At 42.1% G+C, this 14,404-nt stretch carries 17 protein-coding genes; all 17 read left to right on the top strand.

The window, feature by feature from the left end:
* The first annotated feature begins 157 nt into the window (after positions 1 to 157).
* The 17 genes from rpmH (at position 158) to atpF (ending at position 14,400) form a co-directional block, all read left to right on the top strand.
* Positions 158 to 292, top strand: a complete 135-nt coding sequence (rpmH, locus tag AC0L6N_RS20085; RefSeq protein WP_006994903.1) for a 50S ribosomal protein L34 — start codon at positions 158 to 160, stop codon at positions 290 to 292.
* Between the two features lie 9 nt (positions 293 to 301).
* Positions 302 to 664: a ribonuclease P protein component gene (gene rnpA, locus AC0L6N_RS20080; protein WP_006994904.1), complete on the top strand. Its 363-nt coding sequence runs from the start codon at positions 302 to 304 to the stop codon at positions 662 to 664.
* Positions 625 to 879: a membrane protein insertion efficiency factor YidD gene (gene yidD, locus AC0L6N_RS20075; protein WP_011576991.1), complete on the top strand. Its 255-nt coding sequence runs from the start codon at positions 625 to 627 to the stop codon at positions 877 to 879. Before rnpA ends, yidD begins: the two co-directional genes overlap by 40 nt.
* A 111-nt stretch (positions 880 to 990) precedes the next feature.
* Positions 991 to 2,622 carry a membrane protein insertase YidC gene (gene yidC, locus AC0L6N_RS20070; RefSeq protein WP_473477193.1) on the top strand — a complete coding sequence of 544 codons (1,632 nt, stop codon included), beginning with the start codon at positions 991 to 993 and terminating at the stop codon, positions 2,620 to 2,622.
* A gap of 110 nt (positions 2,623 to 2,732) precedes the next feature.
* Positions 2,733 to 3,215, top strand: a complete 483-nt coding sequence (locus AC0L6N_RS20065) for a YajQ family cyclic di-GMP-binding protein (RefSeq protein WP_011576989.1) — start codon at positions 2,733 to 2,735, stop codon at positions 3,213 to 3,215.
* Positions 3,216 to 3,223: 8 nt separating this feature from the next.
* Entirely contained in the window at positions 3,224 to 4,606 is a 1,383-nt protein-coding gene (gene mnmE, locus AC0L6N_RS20060; protein WP_473477190.1) for a tRNA uridine-5-carboxymethylaminomethyl(34) synthesis GTPase MnmE, read from the top strand.
* 279 nt (positions 4,607 to 4,885) lie between these two features.
* Positions 4,886 to 5,323, top strand: a complete 438-nt coding sequence (gene mioC, locus AC0L6N_RS20055; protein WP_473477187.1) for an FMN-binding protein MioC — start codon at positions 4,886 to 4,888, stop codon at positions 5,321 to 5,323.
* A gap of 3 nt (positions 5,324 to 5,326) precedes the next feature.
* Positions 5,327 to 6,001 (top strand): DnaT-like ssDNA-binding domain-containing protein, encoded by a 675-nt coding sequence (locus AC0L6N_RS20050; protein ID WP_011576986.1) that lies wholly within the window; start codon positions 5,327 to 5,329, stop codon positions 5,999 to 6,001.
* A gap of 19 nt (positions 6,002 to 6,020) precedes the next feature.
* Positions 6,021 to 6,836: an ATP-binding protein gene (locus AC0L6N_RS20045; protein ID WP_011576985.1), complete on the top strand. Its 816-nt coding sequence runs from the start codon at positions 6,021 to 6,023 to the stop codon at positions 6,834 to 6,836.
* Positions 6,837 to 7,893: 1,057 nt separating this feature from the next.
* Complete coding sequence (gene mnmG / locus AC0L6N_RS20040) at positions 7,894 to 9,795, top strand: tRNA uridine-5-carboxymethylaminomethyl(34) synthesis enzyme MnmG (RefSeq protein ID WP_473477184.1); 1,902 nt, start codon at positions 7,894 to 7,896, stop codon at positions 9,793 to 9,795.
* Positions 9,795 to 10,433 carry a 16S rRNA (guanine(527)-N(7))-methyltransferase RsmG gene (gene rsmG / locus AC0L6N_RS20035; protein WP_473477182.1) on the top strand — a complete coding sequence of 213 codons (639 nt, stop codon included), beginning with the start codon at positions 9,795 to 9,797 and terminating at the stop codon, positions 10,431 to 10,433. Before mnmG ends, rsmG begins: the two co-directional genes overlap by 1 nt.
* A 111-nt stretch (positions 10,434 to 10,544) precedes the next feature.
* Positions 10,545 to 11,333 carry a ParA family protein gene (locus AC0L6N_RS20030; protein WP_006994914.1) on the top strand — a complete coding sequence of 263 codons (789 nt, stop codon included), beginning with the start codon at positions 10,545 to 10,547 and terminating at the stop codon, positions 11,331 to 11,333.
* 33 nt (positions 11,334 to 11,366) lie between these two features.
* Positions 11,367 to 12,239, top strand: a complete 873-nt coding sequence (locus AC0L6N_RS20025) for a ParB/RepB/Spo0J family partition protein (RefSeq protein WP_011576981.1) — start codon at positions 11,367 to 11,369, stop codon at positions 12,237 to 12,239.
* 101 nt (positions 12,240 to 12,340) lie between these two features.
* A complete protein-coding gene (locus AC0L6N_RS20020) occupies positions 12,341 to 12,727 on the top strand; it encodes an ATP synthase subunit I (protein ID WP_011576980.1) in 387 nt (128 codons plus the stop codon).
* A gap of 48 nt (positions 12,728 to 12,775) precedes the next feature.
* Entirely contained in the window at positions 12,776 to 13,588 is an 813-nt protein-coding gene (atpB, locus tag AC0L6N_RS20015) for a F0F1 ATP synthase subunit A (RefSeq protein WP_011576979.1), read from the top strand.
* Positions 13,589 to 13,641: 53 nt separating this feature from the next.
* Positions 13,642 to 13,890, top strand: a complete 249-nt coding sequence (atpE, locus tag AC0L6N_RS20010) for a F0F1 ATP synthase subunit C (RefSeq protein WP_006994918.1) — start codon at positions 13,642 to 13,644, stop codon at positions 13,888 to 13,890.
* Positions 13,891 to 13,929: 39 nt separating this feature from the next.
* Complete coding sequence (gene atpF, locus AC0L6N_RS20005; RefSeq protein ID WP_011576978.1) at positions 13,930 to 14,400, top strand: F0F1 ATP synthase subunit B; 471 nt, start codon at positions 13,930 to 13,932, stop codon at positions 14,398 to 14,400.
* The last annotated feature ends 4 nt before the right edge of the window (positions 14,401 to 14,404 follow it).

Raw genomic sequence — 14,404 nt, 5'->3', positions numbered from 1 at the left:
AGTTACCCAAAGACCATCAAAAACGCTAGATGATCATTAATTACACAATGATCTCAATAACTCATTGACAAACGTTAGGCGGATCTCTAGAATTCAGCGTCCTTTTTGAGCATGCAAGTGTTCATTTGTTTTTAACCTTATGTAGCGGAACTAGGTCATGAAAAGAACTTTTCAACCAAGTAACTTAAAGCGTAAGCGTTCACACGGTTTTCGTGCCCGTATGGCGACTAAAAATGGCCGCAAGGTTATTGCCAATCGTCGTGCTAAAGGCCGTGCTCGTTTAACAGCTTAATCATTTAAAGTGGGTGAAAATTCATTTTCTCGGGAGTTGAGACTTTTAACTCCCACCCACTTTGAATTTGTTTTCAAAAATGCCACTCCTGCCGTATCCCCAAACTTAACATTACTTGCTCGTCACAATGATAGTCCTAATCCCAGACTAGGAATAACTGTCGCTAAAAAACGTGTCAAAAAAGCACACGATCGCAATCGTATTAAACGCATTGTGCGTGAAAGTTTTCGCAATCATCAGCAAAGCTTACCTAACATTGATATAGTAGTGGTTGGTAAAAGTGGGCTTGATAAGCTCTCGAATCAGGAACTATTCCTAGTTTTAAGTAAGTTATGGAAAAAGTTAGCCAAGCGCTGCGAAAAATCCCAATAGGTTTGATTAGACTATACCAGCTATGGCTTTCACCCATGCTGGGGCAAAACTGTCGATTTCATCCAACTTGTTCTTACTATGCAATTGAAGCAATAAAACAACACGGAATCATAATTGGTGGTTGGTTAAGTATCAAACGCATACTAAAATGCCATCCGCTGCATTCTGGTGGAATCGATCTGGTGCCCGACAAGAAGAAGCAAAACAAGCACTAAAATATTTGAATTTGGCCCGTATAAAGATTACGGACAAATTTACAATCGAATGAAGGTCGTCGCCTAGGCAAAACGGCTTAAATTAATAATGTAGTTAATATAGAGTATTTTATGGAATCCCAACGCAGCTTTTTATTAATTGGCCTTGCCATGGTCAGCTTTCTTTTATGGCAACAATGGCAAGTGGATTATGGTCCTCAACCTGCCCAGCCAGTAGAAAGTCAACGAACAGCGGGGAGCGATGCCCCAAATAGTAATGGCGATGTACCTATTGCTACGCCAACAAATAAAAGTGCGCTACCGACTCAAAGCGTAGTTGGTAAGGTCATATCTGTGACTACCGACACGTTACAACTAAGCATCAATACCGTAGGTGGTGATGTTATTTCAGCAAACTTGCTTAAATACCCACTTGAACAAGGTTCACAGGGTACGTATAGCTTACTTCGCCCAAGCGGCCCAACGATTTTTGTGGCTCAAAGTGGATTGGTCGGTACCAATGGAATAGATAAAGGCTCACGACCTACTTATTCTGTAAGCCAAGATAGTTTCGTTATGGAAGGTGACTCGCTGACAGTCCCTCTAACGTATACAGCTAAATCCGGTTTACTCGTGACTAAAGAATTTATATTCAGTAAAAACAGTCACGAAGTGAAAGTAAATTATCACGTTGAGAATACCTCTTCAGATGTAAAAAGTGTTAAACAGTTCGGACAGTTAAAGCAAAGTACAGCGGATCAAGGCGGCAGCATGTTTATGCCAACTTATCGCGGTGGCGCATTCTCCACTGAAGACGAGCGTTACGAGAAGTACTCCTTTGATGACATGCAAGACAAAAACCTGAATCAAGTAACTCCTGCTGGTTGGACAGCAATGATTGAGCATTATTTTGTTTCAGCGTGGGTACCACCACAGGACCAAACTAATAGCCTCTACAGTAAAATGACCCAGAACGGTAATGCGATTATCGGCTTTATTGGTCAATCTGTAGATATAGAACCAGGTCAAAGCGTTGATATTCAAAGCTCACTTTACCTTGGTCCTAAAGACCAAGATACCTTAGAAAAAATCGCGCGCGGCTTAGATTTAACGGTTGATTACGGATTTCTGTGGTGGATTTCTAAATATCTTTTCGCCTTCTTGCAGTTTATTCACAGCTTAATTGGTAACTGGGGTTTCTCTATCATCCTCATCACTATCGTCGTTAAAGGCGCTATGTACCCATTAACGAAAGCACAGTATGAATCGATGGCAAAAATGCGTGCCTTGAAACCCAAAATGGACGCGTTGAAAGAACGTTACGGCGACGACAAGCAGAAGATGCAGCAAGCCATGATGGAAATGTACAAGAAAGACAAGGTAAACCCTATGGGTGGTTGCTTCCCTCTTCTTTTACAAATGCCTATCTTTTTAGCCTTGTATTGGGTGTTGTTAGAAAGTGTTGAATTACGTCACGCTGACTTCATTTTCTGGATCACTGATTTGTCTGTTAAAGACCCTTACTTTGTCCTACCGATATTAACTGGCCTTAGTATGTACCTTCTACAGAAGCTGCAACCTATGACGATGACAGACCCTATGCAGCAGAAAATAATGCAATTTATGCCTGTGGCTATGAGTTTGTTCTTCTTTATATTCCCAGCAGGTCTAGTGCTATATTGGTTAATCAGTAACATCATTACCCTTATACAGGCGAAGATCATTTATGCATCAATGGAGAAGCGCGGTTTAAAAACCAAGTAAGTCGCCACTCTCTATAAGCAAATAGCCCGCCTTACACAACTATGTAGGCGGGCTTTTTTATATTCACACCTAGCATTACAATGTGTTCATTTAATCAATAGGAAATCAACATGCCCTCATTTGATATTGTGTCAGAAATTAAATTAGAAGAAGTGAGAAACGCCGTCGAAAACGCTAACCGCGAGCTTTCCACCCGTTTTGACTTTCGTGGCGTAGAAGCCAGTTTCGAGCTTAAAGAAAACATCGTTACTATGTCTTGTGATAGTGATTTTCAGTTAAAACAAATGCTGGATATCTTGCGCGGCACTTGTGTAAAACGCGGCGTAGATACAGCAGCCTTTGAAGAAAAAGACGTTCAGCACATAGGTAAGATATACAAACAGGCTATCGCGTTTAAAGAAGGCATTGAACAGCCTGTGGCCAAAAAGCTGATCAAGATGATAAAAGACGCCAAGATAAAAGTGCAAGCTTCGATACAGGGCGATCAAGTGCGTGTCACGGGTAAAAAACGTGATGATTTACAGCAAGTCATGGCGTTAGCGAAAAGCAGTGACCTAGAGCAACCCTTACAATTTACCAATTTTCGAGATTAGGCAATACCGTGACAGTTGAGCAAAATACTCCAGACCAAGACACCATCGTCGCCCAAGCAACCGCAAGTGGGCGTGGCGGGGTTGGAATAGTGCGCGTATCAGGCTCGCTAGCAGCAAAAGTCGCCGAGCAACTAATTGGCCATGTACCGCCCGTTCGTAATGCCCAATACGTACCATTTAAGTCCAATGCCGGCGAACCGCTTGACCAAGGTATAGCGTTATTCTTTAAAGCGCCCCACTCCTTTACTGGCGAGGATGTTTTAGAACTACAAGGCCATGGTGGCCAAGTTGTTTTGGATATGCTCATCAAAGCAACTCTACATGTTCCTAATGTGCGTTTAGCAAGGCCAGGTGAATTTAGTGAACGCGCCTATTTAAACGACAAACTAGATTTAGCCCAGGCTGAAGCCATAGCGGATTTAATTGATGCCAGTTCAGAGCAAGCCGCTCGCGGGGCTCTACGTTCTTTACAGGGCGAATTTTCAACACAAATTAACTCGCTTGTTGAGTTGCTAACGCATTTGCGTATATACGTTGAAGCAGCGATTGATTTCCCTGACGAAGAAATCGACTTTCTTAGTGACGGCAAAGTACAAAATGACCTTAAGGCTATAACGAAACAATTAAGCTCAGTAAAAAGCAAAGCCCGACAAGGCAGTTTGCTGCGAGAAGGTATGCGCGTTGTTATTGCTGGTCGACCCAATGCAGGCAAATCGAGTTTATTGAATGCTTTAGCGGGGCGTGACGCAGCAATTGTTACCGCAATAGCAGGCACCACACGTGACGTGTTGAAAGAGCACATCCACATTGATGGCATGCCACTGCATATTATCGACACTGCTGGCCTTAGAGACAGCTCAGATGAAGTAGAACGCATTGGCATTGAGCGCGCTTGGCAGGAAATTGAGCAAGCAGATCGTGTTTTGTTCATGTTAGACAGTACCGAAACCCATGAAAACGACCCATATAAAATTTGGCCAGAATTTATGCGCCGCTTACCGAAAAATATGGGGCTAACCGTTATTCGTAACAAAGCGGATCTCTCTGGTGAAAATGTTGGGAAGGTACAATACGATGACTATCCGGTTTTCCGACTCTCAGCGAGTCATAAACAAGGCATAGAGGTACTGGCAGAGCACCTTAAGGAATGCATGGGTTTTCATTCATCAAATGAAGGTCAATTCATCGCAAGGCGGCGCCATATTGATGCTATTGAGCGAGCAGAAGAGCATTTATTATTGGGTAAGCAGCAATTAGAAGACAACCTAGCGGGTGAGTTGTTAGCTGAAGAACTGCGCCTAGCCCAAGCATATTTGAGTGAAATAACCGGTGAATTCAGTTCTGATGACTTGCTAGGCAAGATATTCTCATCTTTCTGCATAGGTAAATAACTCTTAGCACGCTCTAATCTGCTGGCCGGTGCTAGCTAACCACTTTATATCGAGACACACTGACTCGCGCGGCTCGTTACTATTGTTTGACATATCATGTTGAAAAAACACTCAGATTAATCATTAACTTAATCACGAAGTGATTAATGGCAAACACTAGGTTAAATTTACTTTACTTGGTTATATTTATCAGCCTATCTCTTTTATGACTTGAGTTAATACGTAGTCGCGCCAATCTATGCAAGGTACAATGAATTCAGTCAATAACGAGAGAGAATAATGGTAGATTTTGAAATAATTGTCGGCAGCATGCTCGGTGCCAGCGAATACGTTGCAGAAGCGTTACAGGAAACATTGAGTAAACATCAACTAGCTTCGAATGTACATTTGACTCCTGACTTACCTGATATTTCTCATTCAGCTATTTGGATTATTTGTACCTCTACTCATGGAGCAGGTGATTTACCAGACAATATTCAGCGCTTCGCAAAGCAAATAGAAACCACAGACGTCAGCGATGTATCTTTTATCGTCATTGGATTGGGAGACAGTAGCTATGACACTTTTTGTTATGGCGCAGCCAAAATGGAACAAGTATTAAAAAACAGTGGTGCAAGATTGGATGCTCCAGCACTACATATTGATGTACTTCATCACCCTATTCCAGAAAACACCGCCGTGGAGTGGTTAGAAACTTGGATAAGCAGTAGAGGTTAACAATTGGACACCTGGTTAAACGAAGCAGAGCAAAAAGCACTTAATCAAGCCGTGAGCAACGATGCCAGGGTGTTATATTTGATGGGTTTGAGACCCACTGTTGATAGAACAACAGGTAATACGCCCGCATTAAATTACAAATCGCTATTAAGCATGCTCAATGCAAAAGAAAGTAAATTCAACCTTGGCCGACAAGTGAATAACCTAATCAAAGAATTGCTTCATGTTGAGTTAGTCAGTTTTGTCGAAGAGGTTGATTTGAATAAGAGTTTTAATGGAAAAATTCTTACCTTACCCTTACTCATGATCAAACCTGATGATTACAGCCAGCTCCATTTACAGTGGCAAAAGATGAGTGCAAACTGGACCCCAAACGCAACTTTGTATCAAGATTTAGCTAAACTAGTAGGCATCATTGATAGTGACTTCTCTGACCACGAACTGGGTGATTTTGTAGCCTACTGGTTAGGACGCCCTCAAACTCAATTTACGCAGTTTCAGTGGACGCAGAAATTTGTATTTAACGTTAAACAAAAACGCTTAGCTAAAAACATCAAGGCTATTCACAAGGTGGGTAATCAAATCGTCACGGCCAAAGCAGGCGTTGTTGCGGATGAAAATGCCAAAAACCTTGTTGCTAAATACAGTAGCAAAGCAAAGACTACCTCTAACTCATGATCATTAGCGGAAAATTAACATGCTAAGTTTGAAAGACAGAATCGCTCAACTCGGTAAAACGCTTGGCAGGAAACACATTCCTGATACCTATACTGATTATAAGACGGTAAGGCTCGAACACGAAGCCCTTGCCAACCGTGACGTGCGCCAACTACAAAAAGACGGCAAACGCGCTCGAATTCAAACTTTACATGGACGTTCTGATCTTAACCCTAAGTGGACCTTCGACAACCTTATTCAAGACAGTGACGATGTAAAAGAAGCGATAAGTATCGCTCATTCCTTTATCGCAGCCCATGAGGATCCCGCTTGGCGCAAAAGTGGCTCGCATATGATGATCTTTTATGGGGATTATGGCCGTGGAAAATCTCACACCGCTGGTGCTATTGCGCACGAGTTGATCAATCAATACGAGATCACCGTTTTATACAGACAACTTTCAACACTGCTAGAAATGCGCTTCTTCTCATACGATTACAGTGCGACAGATAAAGTAGGCGAGAAATTTCGTGAAATAAACCAAGAACTACTCGACGTCGATTTATTAATATTGGATGAAGTGTGTGTCAATGAGTCTTCACTTAAGAAGAACGCCCAAAGCTGGTTGGGGAATTTATTAAGACAGCGTCTAGCACACAATAAAAACTGCATACTGATCACCAACCATAACCTGGCTGAACTCGAACAAGCCCTAGGTAGCTACTGTTTTGAGTCAATCAAAGAATACGATACCTACAAGGTTCGCTTTGAAGGGCCAAGTCGCCGCAAAGAGATTATTCCTTCACAAGTAGAAACTCATCGAGCCACCGGTTATCAGCCTAATCAAGTAAAATAAGGGATAGTAATTCGTCGCTAGATATACCCATATAGCGGCGTTTTCTTGGCGACAAATAAAACCGTAAAAGCCATCTTTCGATTTCTGCTCTCAAGTTGGCCCTATAATCACGCGCTATCCCTATCCTCTTGTCCCATAAAATTAAGCTAGTCAATGCGGCACAAGTGGTTACATCTCTTTAATAAACCATGTCCGCTCACGAGTATTTAATCTGTGCGTTTCACGCTTAAATAGGCGATATGATCCTCACTCAACCATCATCGTAGGTTATGCCGAACGGTATAAGTGGACACCTTTAACATTAAGAAATGCAGATAAATAGCCGGAAAAGAAAGCTCATGCTTATAAGAAAGGATCCTCAGAAACAAGATCTTTGTTAATTGGATCTTACTTTAGGATCTTTCTAGCCGCTCATTTACTGTCTTTTATAAAAATTTTCAGAAAAATTGCGCCCCAATATCTTGCTCAACTCTAGATGAGAAATGCTCTAGCGGCCTTAATTAAGTATTTTTAGCGCTGTTTTCCATTTATTTTAAAAAAATCGTAATTTAATTTTTGCTTAGATCCAGCAGTTATACACAACTCGATCGAAAATCGTGATCTAAAAGGTATAGGTCATGTAGAATAGGGTTTCTGGACTGATCTTGCGGAAGAAGATCACATTTTATACACAGTTAGATCAAACCTTATCCTTTATTGTGCACAAAATACTGAATAACTGCTGTATAATCACTACATATCCACTTGATAAATATAGGCGCGGATCCGCTTGTGGATAAGATCGCTACTTACCCCCAAGCTATACAAAATAGATCAATGAATGATCACAACAAAAAGTTCAACGTAAGTTACTGATAATATTGTATTAATAATGCTTACACACAGATCCAGCGATCACTAATAATAATAACATTAAGTAAAGATCTAAATAGATCATATAAAGATTAAGCAAGATCGGTTCGATCTTCTGAATGAATTTTAAGCATTTCACTTCTGCAAAATAACATATAGAATACGCGCCCCTTTTTTGGGATATACATGATTGAAGAGGTACTAAATGTTTTATCAACAACAATTTGACGTAATCGTAGTTGGTGGTGGTCACGCAGGCACTGAAGCGGCCCTTGCTGCTGCGCGTATGGGATCAAAAACCCTGTTACTGACACATAACGTTGAAACTTTAGGTCAGATGTCATGTAACCCAGCAATTGGTGGGATCGGCAAAGGTCACCTTGTAAAAGAAATTGATGCTTTAGGTGGCAGTATGGCTAAAGCTATCGACAAAGGCGGGATCCAGTTCAGAACACTGAATTCAAGCAAAGGGCCTGCCGTAAGAGCAACGCGCGCACAAGCGGATAGATCCTTATATCGATCAGCTATTCGCGATATCGTTGAACATCAGGACAACCTCACTCTTTTCCAACAATCTTGTGATGATCTTATCGTGGAAAACGATCAAGTCACAGGTGTGGTGACTCAGATGGGTCTTAAATTCCGTGCGAAATCCGTTGTAATCACTGTAGGCACGTTTTTAGGTGGTACCATTCACATCGGCATGGAAAATTACAAAGGAGGCCGTGCCGGCGATCCTCCTTCGATTGCGTTAGCAGATCGCTTACGTGCTTTACCTTTTCGTGTATCACGTTTAAAAACGGGTACTCCCGCACGTTTGGATGCCAGAACACTTGACTACAGTGTGATGCAAGAGCAATTAGGTGACAGCCCTACTCCTGTATTTTCATTTATGGGAAAAAGGGAAGACCATCCAAGACAAATCGCGTGTTACATCACCCATACAAACAGTAAAACCCACGATATCATTCGTGGTGGACTAGACCGCTCCCCTATGTACACTGGGGTGATAGAGGGAATTGGCCCACGCTATTGTCCTTCGATAGAAGACAAAATTAATCGCTTTGCAGATAAAGATTCTCATCAGATATTTGTAGAACCTGAAGGCTTGAACAGTATTGAAGTATATCCAAACGGAATATCGACAAGCCTCCCATTTGATGTTCAGTTTGAGCTCGTTCGTTCAATCAAAGGTTTCGAAAATGCACATATTATTCGTCCAGGATATGCGATCGAATATGATTTCTTTGATCCGCGAGATCTAAAACAAACTCTTGAGACCAAGTTTATTAAAGGCTTGTTCTTCGCTGGTCAAATCAACGGTACCACGGGCTATGAAGAAGCTGGGGCACAAGGTTTAATTGCCGGAGCAAATGCATCTTTACAGTGTCAAGGTAAGGATCCGTTGATCCTGCGTCGCGATGAAGCATACATGGGAGTACTGATCGACGATCTGGCTACCATGGGCACCAAAGAACCCTATCGCATGTTCACTAGCCGCGCTGAATACCGCTTGTTGTTACGTGAAGATAACGCAGACATTAGGTTAACGGCCAAGGGTCATGAGCTAGGTTTAGTTGACGAAGAACGCTGGCAAGCATTCAATATTAAACTGGAAGCCATCGAGCTTGAACGTCAGCGTCTGCGCGATACTTGGGTACATCCTAAGCATGCAGCAGCAGAAACACTGAATCCATTGTTGAAAAATGCATTAAGTAAAGAAAATACCTTAGAAGATTTAATCCGTCGTCCTGAAATGACGTATGAAACGTTAATGAACGTCACTGAATTTGGCCCTGGGATCACCGATCCTAAAGCGGCGGAGCAAGTAGAAATACAGATCAAATACGCGGGCTATATTGAACGCCAGCAAGATGAGATCGCAAAATCACGTAAAAATGAAAATACTTTGATCCCTCTTGATTTCGATTACAGCCAGATTTCAGGTCTATCAAATGAAGTTGTGGCGAAGCTAAGCGACGCCAAACCTGAAACATTAGGTTTAGCTTCACGTATATCAGGTATTACCCCAGCCGCTATTTCTTTGCTTCTGGTCTATTTGAAAAAGCACGGCTTGCTTAGAAAAACAGAGCGTAAAACTGCATAATGTCAGATAACACAGAGTACTTAACAGGTTTACTTAGTACACATATCAAGCGCACTGATCTACAGGTAACAAAAGATCAGATCAGCCAGTTAGTTGGTTTTGTGCAAATGATCGATAAATGGAATAAGACCTACAACCTAACGTCAGTACGAGACGTTGAGTCTATGTTGTTAAAACACATCATGGACTCCATCGTTGTTGCACCGCATCTTTCTCAACGTCACTACATTGATGTGGGAACAGGTCCTGGTTTACCAGGGATACCACTTGCTATCATGTTACCCAAAACGCATTTTACCTTGCTTGATAGCCTGGGGAAGCGTGTTAGATTCATGAAGCAAGTTGCTTACGAGTTGAAACTCGATAATATTCAACCTGTTCAATCTAGAGTAGAAGATTATGTCAGCCCTCATCAGCTCAATGGTGTTTTAAGCCGAGCGTTCGCGTCACTAAATGACATGTTGAACTGGTGCCAGCACTTGATTGGAAACGATGGAACTTTCATCGCACTTAAAGGGCAATTACCTCAACAAGAAATAGACGATTTGCCTGCGGGCTTTGCTGTCACTGAGATTGTTCAGTTGCAGGTACCTGAATTGGATGGCGATAGGCATCTGATAAAGATTGTTAAGTCATAAATGAACATTTCTTTTTAACGTTAAAAGCATTATCTTCTGCAGATAATTTTTTTATCGCGCTATTTGACTGAATGTCACTCAATAGCGTCAAATAACCACTGGAATACTATTTTGGGAAAAGTCATTGCCATAGCCAATCAAAAAGGTGGCGTAGGTAAAACCACTACTGCGGTGAACGTGGCTGCTTCAATGGCGGCAACTAAGCGTAAAGTCTTATTGATCGACTTAGATCCACAAGGTAACGCCACCATGGGTAGCGGTGTTGATAAATACGACGCCCCCAATACCTGCTATGAACTATTGATCGAAGAAAAACCGATCAAGGATGTGGTTATTTCAGATACGTCAGGTAAATACGACTTGATTGCCGCTAACACAGACGTTACCGCTGCCGAAATTAAACTGATGGAAGTGTTTGCTCGCGAAGTGCGGTTGCGCAATGCACTCGCTCCTGTACGCAATTACTATGACTTCATTTTTATTGATTGCCCTCCTTCGCTTAATCAACTAACCGTTAACGCTATGGCGGCGGCTGATTCAGTTTTAGTACCTATGCAGTGCGAATATTATGCGCTTGAAGGGCTAACCGCATTGATGGATACCATTAAAAAGCTTGCTTCAGTGGTAAATCCAGAATTAACAATTGAAGGGGTGTTGCGCACCATGTACGATCCGCGCAATCGCCTTGCTAACGATGTATCCGAGCAATTAAAGCGTCATTTTGGTGAACAGGTATATCGCACGGTTATTCCGCGTAATGTACGTTTAGCGGAAGCCCCAAGTTTTGGTACTCCTGCAATGTATTACGACCGCTCTTCAACAGGGTCAAAAGCGTACTTAGCACTTGCCGGTGAAATACTGCGTCGTAGTAAAAAAGAAAATATAGCTAACGTTAGTTAACTTAACATCAATACGGGTCGAATAGAGAAATACATGTCAGCAAAAAAACGAGGATTAGGAAGAGGGCTAGATGCGTTGTTGGCAACAAGTCAGGCATCACGAAATGCGGAAGGTCAGCAGTCGCAACAAAATGACAGCGAATTACAGCAGTTAGCTGTTGAGTTTCTTAAGCCCGGAAAATACCAACCCCGTAAAGACATGTCGCCAGATGCCTTGGAAGAATTAGCATCTTCTATTCGCTCACAGGGTATTATTCAACCCATTATCGTGCGCGCGGTAGGCATTAACGAATTTGAAATTATTGCCGGAGAGCGTCGTTGGCGTGCATCGCAGTTAGCTGGTTTAGAGACGGTGCCTTGCTTGGTCAAAGACGTACCCGACGAAGCTGCTGTTGCTATTGCGCTTATTGAAAACATTCAGCGTGAAGATCTTAACGCAATGGAAGAAGCTCAAGCATTAGAGCGCCTCATGAGCGAATTTGAATTAACTCACCAAGAAGTGGCCACCGCAGTCGGCAAATCTCGTACGACCGTGACGAACTTATTGCGCCTCAATAATTTGCATGACGATGTTAAATTATTATTGGAGCACGGTGACATTGAAATGGGTCATGCTAGAGCGTTACTTGGCCTCGAAGGTGATTCCCAGCTAGAAGCTGCTCATATCGTGTCAGGTAAAGGCTTGACCGTCAGAGACACTGAAAACTTAGTTCGTAAATTCCTAGAGCCAGCCAGCCCTAAAGAAGAGAAAAAACTTGATCCTGACGTGGTGCGTTTACAAGACGAATTGTCGCAAAACTTAGGTGCTCCAGTACAAATTGCGCACAATGCTAAGGGGAAAGGCAAAGTCGTGATTAATTTCTCCAGTTTAGATGAATTAGACGGAATTTTGTTGCACATAAAGTAATGTTACAAATAGGCAGTCGAAATACCCTTTTCAGTTGTAAATTCGTCGCAGATAAGTATACTTTCGGCGCTTTTGAAGGTATCAGCAAGTAGAGGAATAAGTTGATAGCGAGTTTAACCGCACCAGGTCGAGCGTTGGCAAAAAATATTTTTTACTGCCAAATGACTATTATCATCGCCTTAAGTGCATTTTTTGCCGTAATTTACGGACAAAACTCGGCAATATCATCCTTGTTTGGTGGAGTTATATGTTTACTCCCAAACGTCATTTTCGCTTACTTTGCCTTTAGATACGCAGGTGCTAGTAAGAACAAACTGGTTGTGCAGCAATTTAACAAAGGCTCAAAACTCAAATTTTTCGCCACCATAGTGTTATTCATCGTGGCATATCAATGGAAAGATCTTCAGCCTCTACCATTGATGTTGAGTTACGTAGTGACTTTGGTAAGCCAGTGGCCAGTAATATTATTTTTAGGTCGCGTTAAATAGTAACGAGACCAACACAGATTTTTTAACTTTACATACTTGGGTGGCAAAATGGCAGGATCTGCTGGCGAACAAACCATTAGTGGTTATATTCAGCACCATTTGACCAATGCATCGGTCGGCGAAGGTTTCTGGACCTTTCACGTCGATACATTAGCGTGGTCTGTGGTACTCGGATTAGTATTTATATTAAGCTTTCGCGCAGTTGCGAAAAAAGCAAGTGCAGGCGTGCCGGGTAAATGGCAAGCCTGTGTTGAACTGATTGTTGAGTTTGTTGACGACACAGTTAAAAGTACTTATCACGGAAAAAGTGCCTTAATCGCACCGTTAGCGTTAACCATATTCGTATGGGTACTGCTAATGAACTTGATGGATTTAATTCCAGTTGATTTCCTTCCTACGGCTGCGGCATTAATCGCTGGTGAGTCGATGGACGTTATTGCTGCTGGTCAGTCTCATACTTACATGAAAGTGGTACCAACCACTGATGTAAACATGACTTTTGCATTGTCGTTAGGCGTGTTTGCACTCATGATTTTTTACTCTGTAAAAATCAAAGGTTTCGGCGGCTTCATGAAAGAGCTTTATGCTCATCCGTTTAATACGCCTTGGTTATACTGGTTCAACTTTATTCTTGAGTTGGTATCTTTGATTGCCAAGCCGTTGTCATTATCACTTCGTTTGTTCGGTAACTTATATGCCGGCGAGCTTATCTTTATTCTTATTGCAGGAACTTTAGGCGTGTGGCAGTTGCCAATTCACTTCTTATGGGCTGCATTTCACTTGTTAGTTATTCCATTACAGGCGTTTATTTTCATGATGTTGACCATCGTGTATTTAAGCCTAGCGAGTGAAGAACACTAGTTTTACAACGTTTTATTTTTTTAACATTAACTTAAACACAAAGGTGAAAATCTATGGAAATCTTAGGAAATCTTTATATCGCGGTTGGTATTTTGATAGGACTATGCGCATTGGGCCCAGCGATCGGTTTCGGTCTTCTAGGTGGTAAATTTCTTGAGTCAGCTGCTCGTCAACCTGAGCTAGCGCCTCAACTACAAGTTAAAATGTTCATTGTTGCTGGTCTTATCGATGCAATCGCAATGATCGGTGTTGCTATCGCTCTTTTCTTATTGTTCGTTGAAAGCGCGAAGTTTGCTGTTTAAGCACCTAACTAGACAATAACGAATATAGGAGGAGCGGTTTTGAATATCAATGCCACTCTATTTGGCGAACTTCTAGCATTTATATTCTTCGTGTGGTTCTGCATGAAGTTTGTATGGCCCCCAATTATGGGCGCGATTGAAGAACGCCAAAAGAAAATTGCTGATGGTCTTGCTGCGTCTGAACGCGGTGAAAAAGATCTAGAACTAGCTCAAGCGAAAGCAACAGAGCAGTTGAAAGAGGCGAAAACTCAAGCAGCTGGAATTATCGAGCAGGCTAAAAAGCGTGGTTCTCAAATAGTTGATGAAGAAACGCAACGTGCCCACCAAGAGCGTGAGAATATCATTGCTCAAGGTCATGCTGAAATCGAAGCTGAGCGTAACCGTGCAAAAGAAGATTTGCGTAAGCAAGTCGCAGCGTTAGCTGTTGCCGGTGCTGAGAGAATTCTTGAGCGTCAAATTGATGCTGCAGCGCAAAGTGACATAGTTGAAAAACTTGTCGCCGAGCTATAAGGGG

Source organism: Paraglaciecola sp. G1-13 (genome assembly GCF_055809255.1).
Note: the sequence above shows the minus strand (reverse complement) of the source record. Positions and strands in the feature narration are given on the sequence as shown.

Bases quoted from the DNA above. Each gene is read 5' to 3' on its own strand.
- rpmH (WP_006994903.1), top strand. From the start codon at position 158: ATGAAAAGAACTTTTCAACCAAGTAACTTAAAGCGTAAGCGTTCACAC.
- yidD (WP_011576991.1), top strand. From the start codon at position 625: ATGGAAAAAGTTAGCCAAGCGCTGCGAAAAATCCCAATAGGTTTGATT.
- yidC (WP_473477193.1), top strand. From the start codon at position 991: ATGGAATCCCAACGCAGCTTTTTATTAATTGGCCTTGCCATGGTCAGC.
- AC0L6N_RS20065 (WP_011576989.1), top strand. From the start codon at position 2,733: ATGCCCTCATTTGATATTGTGTCAGAAATTAAATTAGAAGAAGTGAGA.
- mioC (WP_473477187.1), top strand. From the start codon at position 4,886: ATGGTAGATTTTGAAATAATTGTCGGCAGCATGCTCGGTGCCAGCGAA.
- AC0L6N_RS20045 (WP_011576985.1), top strand. From the start codon at position 6,021: ATGCTAAGTTTGAAAGACAGAATCGCTCAACTCGGTAAAACGCTTGGC.
- mnmG (WP_473477184.1), top strand. From the start codon at position 7,894: ATGTTTTATCAACAACAATTTGACGTAATCGTAGTTGGTGGTGGTCAC.
- rsmG (WP_473477182.1), top strand. From the start codon at position 9,795: ATGTCAGATAACACAGAGTACTTAACAGGTTTACTTAGTACACATATC.
- AC0L6N_RS20025 (WP_011576981.1), top strand. From the start codon at position 11,367: ATGTCAGCAAAAAAACGAGGATTAGGAAGAGGGCTAGATGCGTTGTTG.
- atpB (WP_011576979.1), top strand. From the start codon at position 12,776: ATGGCAGGATCTGCTGGCGAACAAACCATTAGTGGTTATATTCAGCAC.
- atpE (WP_006994918.1), top strand. From the start codon at position 13,642: ATGGAAATCTTAGGAAATCTTTATATCGCGGTTGGTATTTTGATAGGA.